At 71.0% G+C, this 20735-nt stretch carries 17 protein-coding genes; 5 read left to right on the top strand and 12 right to left on the bottom strand.

The features are described from left to right. Position 1: 1 nt before the first annotated feature. From ABZT18_RS29460 to ABZT18_RS29430, 7 genes are all read right to left on the bottom strand, one after another. Complete coding sequence (locus tag ABZT18_RS29460) at positions 2-1648, bottom strand: serine/threonine-protein kinase (RefSeq protein WP_354996767.1); 1647 nt, start codon at positions 1646-1648, stop codon at positions 2-4. Between the two features lie 71 nt (positions 1649-1719). Further along, complete coding sequence (locus ABZT18_RS29455) at positions 1720-3282, bottom strand: fused MFS/spermidine synthase (protein WP_354996768.1); 1563 nt, start codon at positions 3280-3282, stop codon at positions 1720-1722. A 36-nt stretch (positions 3283-3318) separates the two neighbouring features. Further along, complete coding sequence (locus ABZT18_RS29450; protein ID WP_354996769.1) at positions 3319-4335, bottom strand: hypothetical protein; 1017 nt, start codon at positions 4333-4335, stop codon at positions 3319-3321. 193 nt (positions 4336-4528) lie between these two features. Further along, positions 4529-5338, bottom strand: a complete 810-nt coding sequence (locus ABZT18_RS29445) for an inositol monophosphatase (protein ID WP_354996770.1) — start codon at positions 5336-5338, stop codon at positions 4529-4531. Continuing rightward, a complete protein-coding gene (locus tag ABZT18_RS29440; protein WP_354996771.1) occupies positions 5331-5783 on the bottom strand; it encodes a response regulator in 453 nt (150 codons plus the stop codon). Before ABZT18_RS29440 ends, ABZT18_RS29445 begins: the two co-directional genes overlap by 8 nt. Continuing rightward, entirely contained in the window at positions 5780-7519 is a 1740-nt protein-coding gene (locus tag ABZT18_RS29435) for an ATP-binding protein (RefSeq protein WP_355252990.1), read from the bottom strand. The genes ABZT18_RS29440 and ABZT18_RS29435 overlap by 4 nt, the downstream gene beginning before the upstream one ends. Beyond that, complete coding sequence (locus ABZT18_RS29430) at positions 7516-8715, bottom strand: fused response regulator/phosphatase (protein WP_354996820.1); 1200 nt, start codon at positions 8713-8715, stop codon at positions 7516-7518. The genes ABZT18_RS29435 and ABZT18_RS29430 overlap by 4 nt, the downstream gene beginning before the upstream one ends. A 391-nt stretch (positions 8716-9106) precedes the next feature. Between ABZT18_RS29430 and ABZT18_RS29425 the strand changes: the two genes are divergently transcribed. Continuing rightward, positions 9107-11425: a M28 family peptidase gene (locus ABZT18_RS29425; RefSeq protein WP_355252998.1), complete on the top strand. Its 2319-nt coding sequence runs from the start codon at positions 9107-9109 to the stop codon at positions 11423-11425. Positions 11426-11513: 88 nt separating this feature from the next. Here ABZT18_RS29425 and ABZT18_RS29420 read toward each other — a convergent pair whose 3' ends face one another. Then, the gene (locus tag ABZT18_RS29420; protein WP_355252987.1) at positions 11514-12002 is read right to left on the bottom strand and encodes a hypothetical protein; all 489 of its coding nucleotides are present in this window, start codon (positions 12000-12002) and stop codon (positions 11514-11516) included. A gap of 281 nt (positions 12003-12283) precedes the next feature. On the opposite strand from ABZT18_RS29420, the gene ABZT18_RS29415 reads away from it, so the two are divergent. After that, a complete protein-coding gene (locus ABZT18_RS29415) occupies positions 12284-14428 on the top strand; it encodes a tetratricopeptide repeat protein (RefSeq protein WP_355252984.1) in 2145 nt (714 codons plus the stop codon). Positions 14429-14456: 28 nt separating this feature from the next. Here ABZT18_RS29415 and ABZT18_RS29410 read toward each other — a convergent pair whose 3' ends face one another. Together ABZT18_RS29410 and ABZT18_RS29405 are read right to left on the bottom strand one after the other, a co-directional pair. After that, positions 14457-15398: a threonine/serine dehydratase gene (locus tag ABZT18_RS29410; RefSeq protein WP_354996775.1), complete on the bottom strand. Its 942-nt coding sequence runs from the start codon at positions 15396-15398 to the stop codon at positions 14457-14459. Between the two features lie 16 nt (positions 15399-15414). Then, positions 15415-16215, bottom strand: coding sequence for a proline hydroxylase (locus tag ABZT18_RS29405; RefSeq protein WP_355252981.1), 801 nt, complete (start codon positions 16213-16215; stop codon positions 15415-15417). A gap of 118 nt (positions 16216-16333) precedes the next feature. Between ABZT18_RS29405 and ABZT18_RS29400 the strand changes: the two genes are divergently transcribed. From ABZT18_RS29400 to ABZT18_RS29390, 3 genes are all read left to right on the top strand, one after another. Then, positions 16334-16657, top strand: coding sequence for a hypothetical protein (locus ABZT18_RS29400; protein WP_354996777.1), 324 nt, complete (start codon positions 16334-16336; stop codon positions 16655-16657). A 31-nt stretch (positions 16658-16688) separates the two neighbouring features. Continuing rightward, entirely contained in the window at positions 16689-17033 is a 345-nt protein-coding gene (locus tag ABZT18_RS29395; RefSeq protein ID WP_354996778.1) for a hypothetical protein, read from the top strand. A gap of 123 nt (positions 17034-17156) precedes the next feature. Then, a complete protein-coding gene (locus ABZT18_RS29390; RefSeq protein WP_354996779.1) occupies positions 17157-17681 on the top strand; it encodes a hypothetical protein in 525 nt (174 codons plus the stop codon). A 428-nt stretch (positions 17682-18109) separates the two neighbouring features. Here ABZT18_RS29390 and ABZT18_RS29385 read toward each other — a convergent pair whose 3' ends face one another. Both ABZT18_RS29385 and ABZT18_RS29380 read right to left on the bottom strand, forming a co-directional pair. Beyond that, positions 18110-18424, bottom strand: a complete 315-nt coding sequence (locus ABZT18_RS29385) for a flavin reductase (protein ID WP_354996780.1) — start codon at positions 18422-18424, stop codon at positions 18110-18112. Positions 18425-18634: 210 nt separating this feature from the next. Next, the gene (locus tag ABZT18_RS29380) at positions 18635-19873 is read right to left on the bottom strand and encodes a helix-turn-helix domain-containing protein (protein ID WP_354996781.1); all 1239 of its coding nucleotides are present in this window, start codon (positions 19871-19873) and stop codon (positions 18635-18637) included. Between the last annotated feature and the right edge of the window lie 862 nt (positions 19874-20735).

Raw genomic sequence — 20735 nt, 5'->3', positions numbered from 1 at the left:
GTCACTTTTTTGGCCCTTTTCCCGGGCCCTTGCCCGGTTTCGCGGGACCCTTGGCGGGCTTCGCGGGCTTGGCCTTCGTCGCGCCGCCACCCGAGCCGGAGCCGCTACGTACCGTCGTCGCCTTCGGCGGAGCCTTCGGCGGGGCCGCCTTGCTCGGTGGGGCCGTGGCCGGCGTAGTGCCGGCGACCCCGGACACGCGGACCCCGCAGGTCGCCTCGCCGAGCCGGAACTCCACCGGCAGCGGGTTCGCCCCGCTGTACTTCCCCGCGAGGGTGAACTTCTCGGCCGCACCGGCAGCCAGCGTGGTGCGCTGGGCCGTCGGCCGGATCAGCACCGTACTCCCCTGCTGGTGCACGGGTGCCGGCTCCGCCTTCGTCACCGTCTGCTGCCCGGGAAAGGTGAAGCTCATCGTCCAGTCCCGCAGCTCACGGTCGCCGGTGTTGGTCAGGGTCAGCTCGGCGGCGAAGTCGCGGCCGGAGTCCGTCCGCAGCGCGTACGCCACCTCGCAGGGCGCCGCCGTCGGCAGACCCATCTTGGCCACGGTCGTCGGCTGGTCCCCGCCACTGGCCGGGCTGCGCGAGGTGAACCCCCACATCGCCCCGGTGACGGCGATCAGCCCGACGGCGGCCACTCCGGCCTCCACCCGCCGACGCCTGGTCACCCGCTGACGCGCCCGCCGGTTCCGGTCGCGGGTACGCGACAGCGGCAGCGCGTCCGTCGCCGCCGACCAGGGCAGGATCGTGGTACGCGCACTGCCCAGCATGGCCGGGTCCAGGGGCCCGGCGGCCGGCGATACCGGCACCGCCGCCAGCATGCCGGCCGCGTCGGCGAGGGTCCGGGTCAGCTCGGCGGTGACCGGCCGGTCGTCGGGCCGCTTGGCCAGGCAGCGCCCCACCAGGGCGGTCACCTCGTCGGGCAGGCCCGGGACCGTCGGCATCGGCGCCGGCTCGTTGTACATGTGCGCGCGCAACATCTGGGTGGTCGTGCTGGCCTGCCAGGGCAACCGGCCGGTGAGCATCCGGTAGAGCAGCAGCCCGACGGCGTACACGTCGGTGGCCGGGGAGACCTGGCCGTTGTCCAGCCGTTCCGGCGCGAGGTACGCGGGCGTGCCCAGCAGCGAGCCGTCCGGCCCCTTCTCGCTCTCCCCGACCAGCGCGGAGATGCCGAAGTCGACCACCTTGACGCCGGTCGACGTGAGCATGACGTTGCCCGGGGTGACGTCGCGGTGCACCACACCGCGGGCGTGGGCGGTGGCCAGCGCCGAGCTGACCTCCGCGCCGATGGTCACCGCATCCCGCCACGGCAGCCGGCTCTCCTGCCCCAGCCGGCTGGCCAGAGACGTGCCGTCGACCAGCTCCATCACCACGTACGGCACGGTCAGACCGACCTGCTCGGACTCGCCGTAGTCGTACACGTTGGTGATGTTGGGGTGGCAGAGCCGCGCGGCGGCCTGCGCCTCGATCCGGATCCGGTGGCGGAAAGCCCGGTCGGTGGCCAGCCGGGAGGCCAGCACCTTCACCGCGACCTGGCGGCCGAGCACCTCGTCGTAGCCGCGCCAGACCACCGACATGCCGCCAGCGCCGAGCTGCTCGATCAGCCGGTACCGCTCATCGAGCAGCTGCGCGCCGTTTCGGTCCCCACCACCCATGGTGACCGTTGTTGCCCACGAGCAGCCGACCTACACCTCAAGGATCGGAATCGGTCAGCATTGTCACCCGTTCAGGCGGTGGCCAGCAGTTGGTCCACCGGGGCGTAGTCGTCGGTCAACACCATGGCGCCGCCGACGAAATCCGTCAGCTCCGCGCCGGACAGCAGGCTGACCTTCGGGTCGACCTCGCCGAGCCGGGCTTGGACGGCTTCCAGTGGCAGCGGCGCATCGGAGCCGACGATGAGGAAGTTGGACCCCCGCTCCTCGGCGAGCGCCTCCGGCGGCGCGATCAACGCGACGTGCGCGAACTCGGCGGCCACCGTGGCCAGCTCCGCGCGGATGAACCGCAGCGGCGGATAGTCGATGACGTTCTGCACGTACACGCCGCCGGGGCGGGTCACCCGTCGGACCTCGGCGGCCATTTCGCGGGTGGCCAGGTGCCAGGGCACCACCAGGTGGCCGAACGCATCACCGACCACCAGGTCGCGGCTGTCCGTCGGCTCACCGACGACCAGCATCCGGGCGTCGCCCACCACCGCCCGCAGGTCCGGCCCCGGGCGTACGCCCAACTCCCGCTCGCCCAGCTCGACCAGCCCACCGTCGATCTCGAACACCACGTTGTCGGTGCCCGGCCGGGTGGCGGTCAGGTAGCCCGGCACGGTGAAACCGCCGCCGCCCAGGTGCAGCGCGTCCAACCGCTGACCGGCCGGCGCGGCGACGTCGGCGACCGCGCCGATCCACTTGGTGTACGCGTATTCCAGGTGCTTCGGGTCGGCCAGGTCGACGTACGAGTGCTGGGCCGAGTTGAGCAGCAGCGTGCGCCCGGTGGGCCGGTTCGGGTCGGACGCCACCCGGGCGCAGTGGTACGCCGTCTCGATGTCGCACGGGTTCGGTGCCACGGTGGTCAGTCCCGCCCCGACCAGGCCGAGGACGGCCAGCGCGGCCCGCGTCCGGGCCGGACCGGGCAGCTCGGTGGGGTCCTGCCGGCGCAAGTACCAGCCGAGGCCGATGCCGACCAGCCCGAGCGCGATCGCCAGTGCCAGCAGGATCACCGTGCTGCGCAGCGCGGCGACCAGCACGAAGCCGGTGAGCAGGGTGGCGGTGATGCCGCCAAGCGTGCCGATCCCGGACAGTCGACCGACCACCTGACCGGTGCGGCGCAGGTCGGCGAGCTGAAGCTTCACGACCAGCGGGGTGACCGCCGCCAGCAGAGCGGCCGGCACGAACACGGCCAGCGCCACCAGCAGCAGGATGGCGGTCTCCGCACCGCCGCGCAGCACCTCACCGGCGTACCGGACCACGGGCAGGGTGACCGCGGTGGCTATGCCGGCCAGCACCAACGCCGGTGCCAGCAGGCCACGGGGATTACGTCGGTCGGCCAGCCATCCACCGGACCACGCCCCGTACGCGATCGCGGCCAGCGCGATGCCGATCACCGAGCTGGTCACCTGGAGGGTCACCCCGACGTACGGGCCGACCAGGCGCAGCGCGACGGTCTCCAGCACCAGCACGGCGCCGCTGGAGAAGAAGACCAGAAAGGCGGCCAGGCCGTTTGGCAACGCCCGGCCGGTGACCGGCACGGACGGGGCCGAGGAAGCCGGTGGGGCCGCTACGTCGGATGGTGGGGAGTTCATCGTCGCGATGGTACGCAGCGAAGCTGGTGCTCCGGGTCAGTACATCGAGAGATGAACATGGTTCGTGTGGGACGCGGCGGGACTGCCGCTGCCACTGTACGAGCGCCATCCGGTGCCGGGATGCCAGATCTGCCGGTACCAGATCACGTAGAGCACGCCCAGTCGGTCGGCGTTGCGCACGTGCCAGGCGGCCAGGCTGTCTCCGTACGCCTTGTCGCCGCCGGTCGCGTTGCGATCCTCGAAGCCGTTGGTGGCTGCCGCGAAGTCGCAGGCCCGCCCCTTCGGGTGCTCTCCGCCGCCACCTTCGCGCTTGCAGGAGACGTGCCGCTTGTAGCCGGCCGCCTGGGTCTGCTTGAGCGCGTTGAGGGTGCGTGGGGTGATGCAACCGGAGGTGGTCGGGTCCTTCACCGAGCAGGATTCCGACGGCCAGGATCCGTCGGAGTTGCGCGGCGCCGGCTTCGCCGAGGTGGAGCTGCCACCGCTGAAACCGTTGCTGCCGCCCGAGCTGACCTCGGCGAGCGCCGCCTCGGCCTCCTTCTTCTTCTTCGCCATCACGGCGAGCTGCTTCTGCTGCTCGCGGACCTCGGCGTCGATGGCGACCTTGGCCTGCTGCGCCTGCCCCCGGGCTTCGACGAGATCACGCAGCCGCTTGCTGTCCCGCTGGGCCATCATGTCGAGGTCGCTCGCGCGTTGCAGGAACGCCTGCGGCGTGGCGGTGTTGAGCAGCATCGACGCCGGGCTGAGCCGGCCGACGCGGTACGACTGCGCGGCCACCTCGCCGACCTGGGCGGTGAGCCCGGCCAACCGACCCTCGACCGCCGTCAGCTCACCGGTCAGCGCCGTCTGGCGACGCTTGGAGTTGTCCAGTTTGGCCTTGGCATCGATGTGGCCCTTGGCGGTCAGCTCCAACGCGTCCTGCAGCTTCTTGCTGCCGCCCTCGTCGGGCTCCGCGTACGCGGGCACGGCCGCACCGCCGAGCACCAGCGCGGCGGTGGCGAGCACGGCGAACAGGGCGCGGCGACCGAGCCGCGGGCTGAGCCTGGTCCTGGGCACGAAAGCGTCCTTCCGTCGACCGCCGGCCCCCGGTGAACCACTGCGCGGCGGCGTCCCCGCCGGCGCCGGTCGGCGGCCTGCTGGCGGAGACCGCCGGTCACGATACCGGACTGCGCGCCAGTGACCAGCCCCCTGGCCGCCGGCTTGACACGGTGTCGACGGAGCGTGCCAACACTGTCGCGTAGCGCGCGGATCAGGGGCCGATGAGGGCGTCGCGCACTTCGGTCCAGACCTGCTCGTTGGCCGCGACGAGCAGACCGCGGCCGTCGTCAGCGGGGTGGTAGTCGACGCCGTCGAACCGGCGGGCGACGCCACCGGCCGCGCGAACCAGCAGGGAGCCCGGGGCATGGTCCCACGGCAGTGTGCGCCAGAAGAGGGCGAACTGCTGCTCGCCGGTGAGGATGTCCAGATACTCCCGGCCTGCGCAGTGCTGGCCGGGCAGCAGCTCACCGAGCCGCCGGCCGCCAGCGCGGACCCGGTCCCGGGTCTCCGGCGGCAGGAACCTGGTCATCGCCACGCCGCGCAGCTCACCGAGCGGCGGCACCGAGGCGCTGCCGTCCACCGGCCGGCCGTTGAGCAGGGTGCCGTCGTCCGCCCAGGCGGCGGCGAGAGTGTCGGCGAGCGGGTCGAGGATCCAGCCAGCGATTGGCCGCCCGTCGGTCAGCAGCGACACCATGACGGCGAATGGCCGGCGACCGGCGGCGAAGTTGGCGGTGCCGTCGACCGGGTCGACCAGCCACACGTCCCCGGCATCGCGCAGGTGCCGCAGCAACCCCGGGTCGTCGGCGACGCCCTCCTCGCCGACGACCTTCGAGCCCGGCCGCAGCCGGCGCAACCCCGCCGAGAGCAGCTCCTCGGCCCGGCGGTCAGCGATGGTGACCACCTCGCCGGGTGCCTTCTCCGACACGTCGGCGTCGTCGAGCTTGCCGAACAGTGGCAGCACGACCTGATCGGCGACCTCCCGGAGCAGGTCGCCTACGTCGTCGAGCAGGGTGTCAGCCACGCGGCGGCAGCTTGACCACGCTGACGAAGAACTCGTCGATCTGACGGACCACCGAGATGAAGCGCTCGAAGTCCACCGGCTTGGTCACGTAGGCGTTGGCGTGCAGCTGGTAGCTGCGCAGGATGTCCTCGTCGGCCTGCGAGGTGGTGAGCACCACCACCGGGATCCGACGCAGGTTCTCGTCCTTCTTGATCTCTTCCAGCACCTCCCGGCCGTCTCGGCGGGGCAGGTTGAGGTCGAGCAGGATCAGGTCGGGCGTCAGGGCGTCGGAGTACTGGCCCTCCTGCCGCAGGTAGGCGAGCGCCTCGGTGCCGTCGGAGACGACGCTCAGCCGGTTACGCAGCTTGTGCTCCTCGAACGCCTCCTGGGTCATCAACACATCACCCGGATCGTCCTCCACGAGCAGGACCTCGATCGGGCTCTTGCCATCCGCCGGCGCGGTCATCCCACCGTCTCCCTCATGTCACCCGTTCTACCGCTTTCCGGCGACTCGTCTGCCCGGTCCGGCCGGTCCGGCCCGGCGGACTGCTCCGCCAGCCCCGCCGGAGCCTCGTTCGAGGGCGTCACGTCGCCCTCTGCCACAGTCTGCGGCTGCTCCGGCGAGTCGCCAGCCGCGGCAGCTGCGGCCTCGATGTCACCGGGAAGCGCCGGTAGGGTGAACCGGATCGCAGTGCCCTCCGGCACGTCGGTGTCCACCCAGACCCGGCCGCCGTGATATTCGACGATCTTCTTGACGATGGCCAATCCGATGCCGGTGCCCGGGTACGCGTCCTTCGAGTGCAGCCGCTGGAAGATCACAAAGATCTTGTCGGCGAACTCCGGCTCGATCCCGATGCCGTTGTCCTGGCAGCTGATCTCCCACTCGGCACCCACCAGCCGGGCCGAGATGTGCACCTTCGGCGGCACGTCCAGGCGACGGAACTTGATCGAGTTGCTGACCAGGTTGGCCAGCAGGTTGGTGAGCAGCGGTTCCTCACCCGAGATCACCGGGAGCTCGGTCCAGGTTAGCTCGGCATCGGCGTACTGCCGGGCGGCCTCGGTCTGGCCGGCCACGTCGCCCATCACCTTGTTGAGATCGACCTCGACGAAGCCGGTGGTGAGTCGGCCGATCCGGGAGAACGCGAGCAGGTCGTTGATCAGACGCTGCATCCGCTGCGCGCCGTCCACCGCGAAGGCGATGTACTGGTCGGCCCGCTCGTCGAGCTGCCCGGCATAGCGGCGCTGGAGCAGTTGGCAGAAGCTGGCCACCTTGCGCAGCGGCTCCTGCAGGTCGTGCGAGGCCACGTACGCGAACTGCTCCAGGTCGCGGTTGGACCGGGTCAGCTCCTCCGCCTGCTTCTGGAGCTGACTGTTGACCCACTCGATGCGCTCGCGGGCAGCCCGCACCTCGGCCAGGTCGGCGGCGATCTTCTGGCGCATCGCGTCCACGTCCTCGCCGAGCCGGATGAACTCCGGCGGACCGGTGGTGGCGATGCCGTGCTGGTAGTCACCCTTGGCGACCTCGCGGACCTGGTCGGCCAGCCCGATCAGGGGCCTGATGACCATCCGGTCCAGGGAAAGCAGCAGCACCGTACCGGCGACGACGACCACCAGCGCGGCGACGATCAACAGGACGACCAGCACGTTGCTGCTGGTGCGCACGTTGGCGGCGGCCTTTTCCCGGGCGGCCAGGATCTCCTCCTGGAGGTCGTTCACCGCCGATCGCACCTCGTCGAACTGCTGCCGGGCCTGTTCGGTGACCAACGCCTGACCGGCGCTGGTGCCGCTCTGCTCGGTTGTCGTGATCACCGGCTCCGCCACCGACTGCCGCCACCGCGCCGTGCGCTCCTCGACGATCCGCATCTCCTGGCCGATCTGCGGGTAGTCGTCGAGCAGCGCCCGCATCGCGGCGATGACGCTCTTCTCCTGGTCGAGCCCCTCCTGGTACGGGGTCAGGTCGGCGGGATCACCGCTGACCGCGTACCCGCGGATCCCTGTCTCCTGGTCGAGCAGCGCGTTGAGCAACTCCTGTGACTGCACCCGCAGCGGGCCGGTCTGGTTCAGGATGGCGTCGATCTGGGCGCGGTTGCGGGCGGCCATCGCCGCTTCCGCGCTGGCCAGGCCGATCAACAGCACACCCACGACGGTGAGCAGCGTGATGACACGACGGCGCAGACTCCAGCCGCCGACCTCCGGCGTCACCGGCCACCACCCCGGCTGACCAGCAGCATGGCCACGTCGTCGGCGAGCGGACCACCGTTGATCTGCTCGGCCCGGCCGACCAGCCAGGCCGGCAGCTCGGGCAGCGACACCGCGCGGTTCGCCGGCTCGTCCAGCAGGCCGCTCAGGCCCGGCACGTCGAGCCGTTCGTTGCCGGCGCCCACCCGCCCCTCGATCAGACCATCGGTGTACATCAGCAGGGACCAGTCATCGGTGTCGAACTCCAGGTCGTAGGCGGTTGGCCGGCGAGGTCGCACGCCCAGCAGCCGACCGCCGGGCGCGGGCACCGGGGCGACCCGGCCGCCGGTGAGCAGCAGCGGCGGCGGATGCCCGGCGAGTCGGACGGTGGCTCGGTTGGCGTCCAGGTCCAGTCGGGTGGTGGCCACGGTCGCGAAGATCTCCTGGAGGCGGCGCTCACTCATCAGCACCTGCTCCAGTGCGGGCAGCACCTCGTCGTCGGGCACTCCGGCGAGCACCAGGGCCCGCCAGGCCACCCGCAGCTCCACACCGAGCGCGGCCTCGTCCACCCCGTGCCCGCAGACGTCGCCGACGATCAGGTCGAGACGGTCCGGACGGGTCTGCACCACGTCGAAGAAGTCCCCACCGATCAGCGCGGCGTGCCGGCCCGGACGGTAGAAGGTGTGCACCGCCACCTGGTCGGTCGTCATCAACGGCTGGGGCAGCAGGCCGCGTTCGAGCCGAGCCGACTCGGCCTGGCGCAGCTCGATCTCCCGCAGCCGGCGGGCGTTCTCGTCGGCGCGCTTGCGCTCTACCGCGTAGCGCAGCGCCCGGGTCAGCAGCACCCCGTCGACCTGACCCTTGACCAGGTAGTCCTGTGCACCCTCGGCGACCGCCACGATGCCCAGGTGCTCATCCGAGCGGCCGGTCAGCACGCAGACCGCGGCGCCGCTGGACATCTCCAGCACCTGGCGCAGCCCATCCAGCCCCTGCGCGTCGGGAAGGCCCAGGTCGAGCAGGACGCAGTCGACGCCTGCGATCCGCTGCCGCGCCTCGCTGAGGCTGGTGGCGATCAGCAGCTCGATCATCGAGTTGGTTTCGGCGAGCAGCTCACTGACCAGGAAGGCGTCACCCTCGTCGTCCTCCACCAGCAGCACCCGCAACCGCTCGCCCGGCGGAAGGTTGGCGTGCCGCGCCAGGCCACCGTGCGGGTACGGCACGACTGGGGAACCGGCCAAGCCGGCTCCCCGGTGCGGCCGGGTCACCGCCGCGAGACGCGGGAGTTCGCTGGTGATGTCGGGCTCCTTCCGAGTGCCCTGCTGATCCTGTATTAGACAACGGTCGCACACAACACGATGCCCACGGCACGGGCGGGGATGGGCCGCGTCACTGCCGGCCGAATGACCAGCCGGGCGGGCGGTCGATGCGGGCGTACCGGCCATCGCATCGAGGGCCGCCTCCGGGCAGGATGGTGCCACCCCAGGCCCCACCACCCCCCGAGGAGTTTCTGTGGGCGCACCCACCACCCCGGCCACGACGGACGTGCCAGCCCGTCCGACTCCGGGCGTACCCCCTGCCAACCGCGCGCTGACCCGGCCTCGTCGGCGGCTCATGGCCGCCGCTGCGGCCCTGGTCGCGCTGGCCGCCGTCGGCGCGGGCAGCCTGCTCGATTTGCGCACACCCGCGCCGAGGCCGGTGGACGCGCCGGCGGGTGAGTTCAGCGCCAGCCGGGCGTACGAGGACGTGAAGGTGATCGCCACCCGGTCGCATGTCGCCGGCAGTCCGGCCAACGACCAGGTCCGCGCGCACCTCGAACAGCAGTTGCGCGGGCTGGGCCTGGAGACCGAGGTGCAGGACACCGTGGCACCGGAGGCCGGCCAGCTCAGCGGGGCGGCGGGCGGAGCGACCCTGGCCCGCGTCCGCAATGTGGTGGCCCGGCTGCCCGGCACCGACTCGAGCGGTCGGGTCTTCCTGGTCGCCCACTACGACTCGGTGCAGACCGGGCCGGGCGGCAACGACGACGCGGCCGGCACCTCGACCATCCTGGAGGTGGCCCGCGCGCTGACCACCGGCCCCCGGCCGCGCAACGACATCGTCTTCGTGCTGACCGACGCCGAGGAGGCGTGCCTCTGCGGCGCGTCCGCGTTCGCCGCCAGCCATCCGCTGGCCGCCGACGGCGGCGTGGTGCTCAACCTGGAGGCCCGCGGCTCCACCGGGCCGGTGATCATGTTCGAGACGTCCCGGAACAACGCGAAGCTGGTGGACGTCTTCGGCCGGGCCGCTCCGCACCCGGTCGGCACCTCGTTCGCGGTGGAGATCTACCGCGCGCTGCCCAACGACACCGACTTCACCGCGTTCCTGGACCAGAAGTTCGTCGGGTTGAACTCGGCGTACATCGACGGTGGCGCGATCTATCACACGCCGCTGGACACTCCGGCGTCGATGGACCGGGGCAGCCTCCAGCAGCACGGCGACAACGCGCTGGGCCTGGCCCGGGAGTTCGGCCGCACCGATCTGACCGACCTGCGCTCCGGGCATGACGCCACCTACTTCCCGGTCCCCGGCGGGCTGGTCCGCTATCCGGGCTGGCTCACCCTGCCACTGGCCCTGCTCGCGGTGGCCGCGGTGGCCGCGCTGGGCTGGCTGACCCGCCGACAGGGCCGGGCCAGCACCGGCCGGCTGGCCGCAGGCTTCGGCCTGGCCCTGGTGCCGATCGTGGTCGCGCCGGTCGCCGCGCAGCTGCTCTGGCTGGCGATCACCACAATCCGACCGGGGTACGCGGAACTGCTCGACCCGTACCGGCCGATCTGGTTCCGGTTGGCCGTGCTGGCACTCGCCGCCGCCATCCTGTTCACCTGGTACGCGCTGACCCGCCGCCGGATCGGCCCGGCCGCGCTCGCTGTCGGCGGGCTGGCCTGGCTGGCCCTGCTCGGGGTGCTGCTCGCCGTGGCGGTGCCCGGCGGGGCGTACCTCACGACCCTGCCGGCTCTGGCCGGCGCCCTCGGCGGGCTGGTCGCGCTGCGGACCCGGCAGACCGGGCCGTGGCCGGTGGTCGCGGTGACCGCCGCCGCCGCGGTCGGCGTGATCATCCTGCTGCCCACCGTGGTGCTGCTCTTCCCCGCACTGGGGATGGGCATGGGCGGGGTGGCCGCGCTGGTCGCGGTGCTGCTCGGCCTGACCGCCCTGCCGGTGGTCGACCTGCTGCACCCACAGGCCGGCGGTCAGCGCGGCCTGCTGGCGCTACGCGCCCGACGGCTCGGCGTGCTGCCGGCCGCGGCAGCCGCCGTGGCGGCGGTGGTGCTCGCCGGGGTCGGGCTGGCCGTCGACCGGTTCGACGCCGCCCACCCCGCACCCACCCACCTGATGTACGCCATGGACGCCGGCACCGGCCAGGCTCGTTGGCTCAGCCACGAGGGCGACCCGCAGCCGTGGACGGACGGCTACGTGGACGGGGTGACCGACGTCGGCGACGACTTCCCCGGGCTCGGCGACGGTGAGTTGCGCGCCGGGCCGGCACAGTCGGCGAACCTGCCGGCGCCGAAGCTGGAGGTGCTGGCCGACGCCAGTTCCGGCGGCGAACGCACGCTGCGGCTGCGGCTCACCCCGCAGCGCGCGGCCCGGCTCGCCACCCTGCACGTCGACACGTCGACCGCCACCGTGCTGCGGGCCGAGGTGGCCGGACGGTCGGTGCCGGTGGAGCCCCGCGAGGGGAAGTGGGGCTTCGGGCTGGTCTTCCACGCCCCGCCGACGGAGGGGATCGAGGTCACGTTGACCCTGCGGCCGTCCGCCGGGCAGGTGTCGCTGCGGGCGATGGACGCCAGTGACGGGCTGGACGCGCTGCCCGGCTTCCGCCCCCGGCCGCCGGCTGTCGGCGTCGTCGGGTCGCACAGCTCCGAAATGCTGGCGGTTGCCCGCACCTATCCCATCTGACGGAGAGCACGGTGGTCCGGCGGAGCGATTCATCCGCCGGACCACCGGCTTTCGTAACGATCAATCGGATTCGTCTGACGTCAATCGGTCAACCCCCCGGTTCGGGTTGGCCGGCGCCGATACGATGCCAGCGATTTCCGTCGTGATCGGTGAAGGTGAGCTCGACCAGAACGGTGTCGGCCGGGCGTAACCGGTGCTCCGCCGTGACGGTGACGAAGAGGTCGTGAACGTCGCGGCCGGGTATGCGCCGGACCTGTTTCGCGGCGGCCAGCTCGGCGGGTGGGCCGTCCGGATCGTCAGGCGGGACGAGCCGAGCCAGCACCGCCACGTCCAGCACCGGGGCGTCACTCTCGTTGGCCACGGTGACCCGCAGCACCGAGGCGCCCCGGATCTCGGCCACCGCCGACACCAGCCGGGCCTGCGTGGCCCGGACCCGCAGATCGTCGGAGCGGCGGGCGCGGATCTCCCGCCGCAGCCCGAGGTAGACGAAGAGCACGCTGGCGATGGAGCCGACCGCGCCGAACCAGTCCGGCACCGAACCCCAGTCGACCAGATCCTGGTACGGCATCCAGTTCATACGTCCATCGTGGAGGCACCGCGCGAGTCACGAGCCCGGCGGATCGGCCCGAATCAACGGCGAAATGGAAATAGCGGCACCGATTCCGGTCGCTCAGGCGGCCTAAACGGAGAGTGTGCAACCCAGTACGGGGATGGATACCCTTGCGGTTGAGGTGGTGCGGGCGACGATCCCTCCGGCTGTCCACAAAGTGGGCAGGATCTTCCACCGTCGGCCCACTGCAATTTCGCCACCGAAGGGGGACCGCATTGACTGCGGACGTTCCACCCGAGGATGCCGGCGTGCCCCGGCCTGCGTACGACCGGCCGAGTCGCGTCTCCGTCGACCCACCGCTCGGCCGACTGGACAGCCCGCTGCACGGGCGCGACAAACTGATCGACGAGATCGTGCAACCAGGGAAAGGCTCCGGGGAGTCCGTGCACATCCTGTGCGGCATGGGCGGCTCCGGCAAGAGCCATGTCGCCCTGGAGATCGCCCGCCGCGCCCGGGCGGAAGGTCGGACGGTCTGGTGGGTGCAGGCAGGGCGGCTCAACTCCGGAATGCGTGAGGTGGTCAGCCAACTCGGTGCCTCCGAGACCCAGGTCGACCAGGCCTGGGCCGGGATGATCAGCGCGACCGATCTGGTCTGGCGCTATCTCAACCAGGCCGCGCAGCCCTGGTTGCTGATCTTCGACAGCGCGGACGAGCCCGCCACGCTGGGCCCCACCGACGGGGTGCTCGCCGACGGCACCGGTTGGCTGCGCCGCCCGGACGCCGACGACGGCGTGGTCATCGTGACCACCCGGGACGGCAACCGGGCCACCTGGGGCACCTGGTCGACGCTGCACCAGGTGCGCCCGCTCGACGCCGACGCCGGCGCGCACGTGCTGATCGACCGGGCCGGCGAGCAGGCCGGTGACCTGGCCAACGCCCGGGAGTTGGCCCGGGAGTTGGGCGGGTTGCCACTCGCTCTGCGCGCCGCCGGCAACTACCTGCGGTCGGTCAACGCAAGCCCGGTCTGGCGCGGCTCATCCACCATCACCACCTTCGCCGACTACCGGGCCGCTGTGGAGCGTCGGTTCCGCTCACCGCGCGACGCCACCGACGTCGACCTCGACGAGTCGCTCGGCCTGGAGATCGTCCGTGAGGTCGACGACATCTCACTGGACCTGCTGACCCGCCGCAAGCTTCAGCAGAGCCGGCCGCTGCTCAACGTGCTGGCCTGCCTGAGCGTCTCCCCGGTGCCCTACGAGGTGGTGCTCAAGCCGGCCATCCTGGCCGTCTCGCCGCTCTTCAAGGGGCTCACCGGCCAGCAGCGGCTGAAGGTGTTGGAGGGCATCGGCGACCTAGCCCTGGTCGACTTCGACGTCCGGGAGGACGGCACCGACCCGGCGTTCGCGCACGTGCTGTCGCTGCACCCGCTGGTGCACGCGATGTTCCGCGACCGTGACGAGGTCCGCGAGCAGATCGCCGAATACCACGGGCTGGTCATGAAGCTGCTGCTCGCCGCCACCGAGGGGCAGAGCCCGGACGACTCGGCGGCCTGGGCCAACTGGGACGTGCTGGTGCCGCACCTGGTCGAGGCGGTGCGGGAATACCTCGTACCGCAGAAACACAAGCACGACCCCGAGACGGTACGCCGGGCGCTGGAGCTGGCCCGACTCACCGCCCGCTACCTCATCGCGGTCGGCCTACCCGGCTCGGCCTTCGACATCCTGGACCCGATCGTGCGGGGCTGCGCCGCGTACGACCACGACCTGGACCGGCCGCAGGTGCTGGCGCTACGCCACGAGCTGGGCCGCACCTGGCTGGAACGCAACCAGCCGGAGATGGCCGACCGGGTGCTCCGCGACGTGATCGCGGACCGCACCAGGGTGCTGGGCAGCGACGACGCCGACACCCTCGCCAGCCGCCACAAGCTCACCAAGGCGATCATGGCGCAGCGCCAGTGGCCGGAGGCCGAGTTGGAGCTGCGGCAGATCGTCGCCGCCGAGGATCAGGTCCGCGGCCCGGAGCACTGGGACACCATGATCGTGCGGCACAGCCTGGCGCTGGCCGTGCTCGCTCAACAACGTGCACCCGAAGCCGAGGAGATGCTGCACGCCATCCTGGAGGTCCGGTACCGGACCTGGCCGCTCAACCAACCGGAGACCTGGCAGGCCAGGCACACATTGGCCCGCTGCATGCAGGCGCAGGGCCGACTCGCCGAGGCGGAGGCTGAGCTGCGGGCCACCCTGGCCACCGTGGAGCCCCGGCACGCCGACCGCGGCGAGGTGCTCGCCATCCGGGCCACCCTGGCGGCGGTGCTCCTGCTCGACGGGCGGCTCGACCCGGCGATCGAGGCGTACGAGCAACTGTTGGCCGATCGCCGGCGACTACTCGGGGACACCCACCTGGACACCCTCCAGGTGGAGCACGCACTGCGCCGTCTGCGCAACGGCGACTGACCACCGGCTGCGCCTGGCAACGGCGGGATCAGTGCGGCGCGGCCGGGCCCAGGTCACTCGGGTCGGTGTTGCCACCACAGATGATCACGGCCACCCGCTCCCCCGGCTGTGGCACGTACGCGCCGCCGACCAGCGCGGCCAGCGCGGCGGCACCACCCAACTCGGCGGCGACCCGCAGCTCCGACCAGAGCAGGCGGCGCGCCCGCACCAGGTCCTCGTCACGAACCAGCACGGAGACCACCCCGGTCCGCCGGGCGGTGTCGAAGGCGATCTCGCCGATCCGACGGGCGCCGAGCGAATCCGTGGCGATGCCGCCCACCTCGATGTCCACCGGCCGGCCGGCCTTGAGGGCCGAGTGCAGGGTGGGGATCTGCTCGGGCTCGACGGCGACGACGCGAACCGACCCGTCGAACCAGCTGGCGATGCCGGACACCAACCCGCCGCCGCCGACCGCCACCAGCACGGTGTCGATGCCGTCCACCTGCCGCTCCAACTCCCGGCCGACGGTGCCCTGACCGGCCACCACCTCCGGTTGGTCGTACGCGTGCACGACCAACGCGCCGGTCTCCCCGGCCCGCTGGCTGCTCGCCGCCAGCGCCTCGGCGTAGTGCTGACCGACCTGGCGCACCTGGGCGCCCAGTCCGGCCAGCCGCTGCACCTTCACCGGTGAGGCGGTGACCGGCACGAAGACCTCCGCCGGAACGCCCAGCGACCGGGCCGCGTACGCGACCGCGAGGCCATGGTTGCCGCCCGAAGCAGCGATCACCCCGGCCGACGGCAGCGCCCCCTGGAGCATTCGATTGAACGCGCCCCGCGGCTTGAACGAGCCGGTGTGCTGGTGCAGCTCCAGCTTGAGACTGAGCTGCCCGGGAACACCCAGGTCGGCACCATCGACGGCGATGACCGGGGTTTCCCGGACCCGCCCCTCGACCAGTGCCGCAGCCGCCTCGACGTCGCTTCTGTCCACCATGGGGAAACGCCCTTCACTACGACCAGAGGGCCAGTCGACCGTCGTCGGTGAGCCCGACAAAACATCCTATGGAGATCCGTCGGCCATCGGTCGCGGGACGCACCGTGTGATAGTGCCGTGGATCAAACAGAAAGCCCTCCCCGAGCGTGGGCCGCAGTGTCAACGACTGCACGTCGGCGGCCACCGACTCGTGGAAGCCGTACCCGCCGGGGATCCGCCGGTCTTCGTCGTCTGGCTGCCAGCGCCGCCGCCACAGGACGGTCTCACCACCGGCCGGCGGCACCCGGATGTAGATGTTGAAGGCCAACTGCGCCACCACATCACCGTCGAGCAGCTGGCCCGCGTACTCCCGGACCGCGTCGTCGAAGTGCACCTGGAGGCCGGCGTTGATCTCGCGGACGATGCCGACGTGCATCTCCCGGCGCTGCCGCCGCCCGGGTGCGACGTCCGGCCAGGCGGCCCGGAACGCGGCCAGGCACAGCTCCCGTGGCGTGTCCGTCAGGCCAAGCGTGGACCAGCTCTTTTCGGCCGCGCGGGCCGCGTCCCAGTAGTCGTCCCGGAGTTCACCGGCATCCCGGTGGTCGTTGATGGCCGGGCCGAACTTGGCGACGGTGGGAAACACCCGACGCTCGTCGTAGCGGTCCATGGGTGCGTTGGCGAGCGCGGCGGTGATCGCGTGGCAGCGGGCCGCGGACAGCAGCCCCGGCACACGGAGGGCGGCCAGCCGCCCGGCGACGAGCCCGGCGACATCCGCACGGGTGATCGAATCGGATTCGACGGCGACGAACAACGGATCGATCCTGCTCGAATGCTGCACGGCGGTCCTCCCGTAGCGAAGATCCCTCACCGGACATGTCGCGCCCCCGATCCGCGCACCGTGCAATGTACAAACCTCCAGCAAGGCGGGGTCCCGCAGATCCACGCGGGATGGCGCGGTGGCCGCTACCATCGGCGCAACCGGGGTACACGACACCGAGCCGTACGGCGGGCGCTCTCCACCGATCGGAGAATGGCGACGATTCCCCGGCGTGTCGCATGATGCGACTAGTTCGAACGCTGACGAGGAGTTCGATATGGCTGGCGCCGGCCCGACCGATCTTGACATGCACGCCGACCGTCTGGAAATGGCGCGTCGAATAGCCCGGGAAATGATCGAGTCCGACCATCAGGCACTGGAGCTCGCCGTGCGGCAGCGCCCGCAGTGCTGGTCCCGCCACCCCGCCGGCCACGGCTCCCGCGCCGACGCCCTCGGGGGCTGACCCCGCTCGTGCAAGGGCGGATACTCCGCTCATGACCCTGGCACCGTCACGCACAAATCTCGCCGACGCGCGCTCCTCGTTCCTGGTGCTGATCGGCTGGTACGTAGCAGTCGTCGTGTCGTTCGGCCTGTTCCTCAGCACGCTCTCCGACTCGGTCCCGGCGGACTGCGGCGAGGTGTGCGACTCCGAACGATCGGACATGCTGATGTTCGGGCTCTACGTGGCCATGCCGGCGATGTTCCTCGCGCTGCTGGTCAGCCTACTGACGCTCGCGGTGCTCATCACTCGAACCCGGATCCACTCATCGGCCCTGGTGGGCACACTGTCCGCAGTGCTTCCGCTGGTCGTGTGCGGCCTCCTGATCACCAACCTCTGACCGCGCTCCGTTGATCACTTGATGGTGAGTAGTTCAAACAGGCCCGGAGAGCTACTCACCATTAAGTAATCACGGCGGCGCCGCCACTCCCGGCGCCAAGCTGGGGCGCTAATCTCCCGGCTGATGAGACATTGCTTCGGTGACCGGGCCACCTTCGCCGTGGAGGTCGGCGAGATCCAGGCGCTTCCCCTCTGCACCATCGATCTGTGGGTGGCCGGCAAACGGCTGACCATCGATGACAACTCGGCCTTTGTCCCATCGCTTTCGCACGCGATGCGTTCGAGCGCCGCGCAGGTGCGCCGACGTGACGTCAGGCCCTGCCCATTCCCGGGCCGCGCTCCGGAGGAGATATTCCGCCTGCTGCACGCGGACGAGACGGAGCTCCGGGAGCAGTTCTGGTTCCTGCGCTGGGGCGAGATCGTCGACAACGTGTCCACGTACGCCTACCTAGATCAACACGAGTTGGTGATCGTCTTTTCGTTCTGGCGGGCAAGCCATCCCTCCCCGGAGGACCTGGGAAAGATCTTCGCTGTCCGGATCCTGCCGGGCACTTTCGCGACCACCGTCGAGGAAGCAAACGATCTACTGGACGCCGAGTTCGTCACCGTCGATCCGCACCGATTTGTGCCGGTTCAGCGTCGAAGCTAGGTCGCCGGTCACATCGGCCCTTCCGAAGCTAGATCGGATCTTACTTCGGAGCGGTCTACGTAAAAGCGGAGCTCGCTACGGTTATGCCGTCGCCGGGCCCGCGGTGACCCGGGGCCGACCACGTTCAAACTGCGCTACCGCAGCGTCTACGGGCAGACCGTCGACTTCGACCACCGGGCCATCACCGGGATCCTGCTGTGACCAGACACAGCAGCGCCCCCGACCGGATCAGGTCGGGGACGCTTCGTCGTTCAGCGGGTCGAGGTGCTCGTCTCGGGTCGGCGCATGTCCTCGCCCCGGCGGTGGTCTTCCATGTGCGCCTTGAGCGCTGCCTGCCCGGCGTCGTCGGCCGGGCCGCCGGACCACCGGTGCGACCAATCGGAGTGGTGGAGCTTCTCGTCGCCGCGGTGGATGCTGCCCGCCGGCGGTCAGCGCACCCAGCTCACAAACCGGGCCCACGTATCGCCGAGCTGCCCACTGGCGGGCAGTTCGGCGATGGCCGCGATGTACACCGCGCCGAGGTACATGGCCAGGCCGACCCGGTCCCGCCCGTACGCCTCCGCGAGGCGGACCCGCGCCGGGTTGCACGGCCACTCTTGCTCGCACGCCCCGCAGTCCCACTGCGGCCGGCGCGGCGTGTGCTGACCGTCGAGCCGCCGGTCGAGCGCCGCGGCGGCCTGTCGGCCTCTGTCCTGCTCAGCGGCCACAGCCGCCCGGACGGTGGTTGGGCTCGGCAGCATCATCGGTGACCCCTCGCCTCAGGGGCTGAGGCGCCCGGTCATTTCCGGCACGGACGCCCCTGCCCTACCTGGGTGAGGGCCCGACACCGGACGTCACAGGGGAAACAGCCGGTGACCGGGCCCTCACTTGGAGGTTCGCGGGTGCGGCCACGGTGTTCAAGGCATAGACCGTACGACAGTCGACGATCAATGATGCAGGTGGCACGGAGCGTACTAGTTCGTGTATCCGACCAGGTCAGCCAGCGCAGCCAGGTCGTCCGTCATAGCCCGGCGGCGACCCAGATCGATCGTCCGCACGATGTCCCGGGCGTAACGCTGATGCCGCAGCCACGACGGCGCGAGGCTACCCAGTCCGGTCAGGATTGCCTCCGACTCCACGAACTGGCGGCGGGCGGCGTACGCCCACGCGACGTCTAGGCGGTGACGCTGCCAGCTGGATCCGACCGGCGTCGGCCCTGGCGGCACCGCCTCAGCCAGGGTGAGCACCCGCCCCGGGTCGCCGGCCACCGCCGCCGCCTCCACCCGTGCCATCTGCACCCGACCCGCGTTGAATCCGCCGACCATCATCAGGTGCTCGCCGCCCGGGTCGCGCTCACCGATCCGGACCGCCGCCGCAGCGGCTGCGTCGACCAGCTCGGCAGCCTCGTTGGGTCGGTTGTCCCGAGCGTGCGCCGCGGCGGCGCCCATCAGCAGCCACCCCCACGCCGCGAGCTCACCGGGGGTGGCGCGGGAGAAGCGGGGTTCCACCTGGTCGGCGGTGGACACGCCTAGCTGCGCGGCCTCGGCGAGCCGGCCCTGCCGCATCAGCAGCCAGCACAACCCTTGAATGACGGTGGCCGAGACCACCTGATTGCCGGAGCGGCGTGCGGCGGTGAGCGCGTCCGTGAGCGCGGTCTGCGCCAGGTCGCCCGCGCGTAGCTGGATGAGGAGGTTTCCGGTCAGGTGGAGGGTGCGGGCCAGCAGCGCGTACGCGGCGGCCTCATCGTCACCGTCCGACAGGTCGACAGCAGCGCGCACGTCGAGCAGCAGCGGCGGTATGCCGGTCAGCGCGGTGGCGTAGTCGTTGGCCTGGTAAGCACGGTCGACGGCGCGCAGTTTGGCCCGGAGCGTTTCCGCGGGTGGTGGATCGCCGACGGGCACGGCCAGCGCCGCACCGGTCAGCCCGTGCACGGGGGCGACCGCCCGGCGGATCTCGGCCAGGGACAGCGGCCGGTGGCCTGGCTCGTCCCGCGCGGCGGCTTCGGACGCGTCGCCGATCAGCGTGGTGGTGGGCACGCCGAGCGCGCGGGCGAACGCGTGCAGGGTATCCAGACGGGCCGACCCGGGCTTGTTCTGCTCCAGCTTGCGGACCGTCTCCACGCTCAACGTGGCGCGCTCGGCCAGCTGCTCTTGGGTCAGCTTCGCGGCTCGGCGAAGTCGGGCGAGGTTGTCACCGGTGGTCGGGTTCGTCATCAGGGCTCCCAGGTAGCGGTCTGGGGCGGTCCGCCGACCGCTACAACCGGCGAGCCTGCCACTTCGGACGGTACACCCAGCACAGAGACGGGCCCGCCAGACGCGATCCTGGCGGGCCGTTCGCTATTCCTTCGCCATCCCGATGCCTCGTCGACGGGCGAACACCGTCCGACCGTTGCCCAGGTGCACGAACGCCCGCACCTTCACTCATCATCGCGTGGTACCTGCGAGTGCCAGGAGCGAAGGTGCCGAAGCGACCAGAGGTCACGCCTACCGCCCAACCCGGAGAGTGCACCACGGGTTCAGGATCAGCGGGAACAACTTCGGCACCGAGCAGAACGAGCGACTTTGAAAGACGCTGGAAGAACGCGAAGGGTGTTTCCATAGGTGAGGGGCACTATCGGAAGACCCCTCGCAGGTCAGGTGACCGCGCGGTCTACTCCTTCGTCCCGAAGGAACAACCACCGGCTCGTGAGCTGCGCTGGCTACTTGGTTGAGCTGGCCGAGCGGTCCGCCACCGTCCGTGGTTGTCCACCGTTGCCCGCGCCCGTCGTCACCCGGTTAGTCACCCACCCGCATAGCCGGGAAGAGCCTCGTACACATGGCCTCGACATCGCGTAGCCCCTCGTCCTCCTCGTAGATGCAGGTCGCGCAGATAGAAAGGTCCCGACCGTCCGGCCTCGGGTGCACCTGGGGCGCGTGCCCGCACTCGGGACAGGGCTCACCATCGTGACTGGTCATGCTGCGATCGTCGCAGGTGTGCACGCTCAGCTTGGGAATCGGATTGATCTCCGGTCAGAGCTGCCAAGCCAGCTGGTGAATGAGCGGGGAGCGTCAGGGTTTGCGGTGTCGATGTGCCGGC

The organism is Micromonospora sp. NPDC005291, assembly GCF_040607415.1.
Classification (GTDB): Bacteria; Actinomycetota; Actinomycetes; order Mycobacteriales; family Micromonosporaceae; genus Micromonospora.
This window is presented reverse-complemented; position numbering and strand designations above follow the sequence as displayed.

Bases quoted from the DNA above. Each gene is read 5' to 3' on its own strand.
- ABZT18_RS29425 (WP_355252998.1), top strand. From the start codon at position 9,107: ATGGCCGCCGCTGCGGCCCTGGTCGCGCTGGCCGCCGTCGGCGCGGGC.
- ABZT18_RS29420 (WP_355252987.1), bottom strand. From the start codon at position 12,002: ATGAACTGGATGCCGTACCAGGATCTGGTCGACTGGGGTTCGGTGCCG.
- ABZT18_RS29380 (WP_354996781.1), bottom strand. From the start codon at position 19,873: ATGACGAACCCGACCACCGGTGACAACCTCGCCCGACTTCGCCGAGCC.
- ABZT18_RS29410 (WP_354996775.1), bottom strand. From the start codon at position 15,398: ATGGTGGACAGAAGCGACGTCGAGGCGGCTGCGGCACTGGTCGAGGGG.
- ABZT18_RS29395 (WP_354996778.1), top strand. From the start codon at position 16,689: ATGACCCTGGCACCGTCACGCACAAATCTCGCCGACGCGCGCTCCTCG.
- ABZT18_RS29390 (WP_354996779.1), top strand. From the start codon at position 17,157: ATGAGACATTGCTTCGGTGACCGGGCCACCTTCGCCGTGGAGGTCGGC.
- ABZT18_RS29455 (WP_354996768.1), bottom strand. From the start codon at position 3,282: ATGAACTCCCCACCATCCGACGTAGCGGCCCCACCGGCTTCCTCGGCC.
- ABZT18_RS29385 (WP_354996780.1), bottom strand. From the start codon at position 18,424: ATGATGCTGCCGAGCCCAACCACCGTCCGGGCGGCTGTGGCCGCTGAG.
- ABZT18_RS29460 (WP_354996767.1), bottom strand. From the start codon at position 1,648: ATGGGTGGTGGGGACCGAAACGGCGCGCAGCTGCTCGATGAGCGGTAC.
- ABZT18_RS29440 (WP_354996771.1), bottom strand. From the start codon at position 5,783: ATGACCGCGCCGGCGGATGGCAAGAGCCCGATCGAGGTCCTGCTCGTG.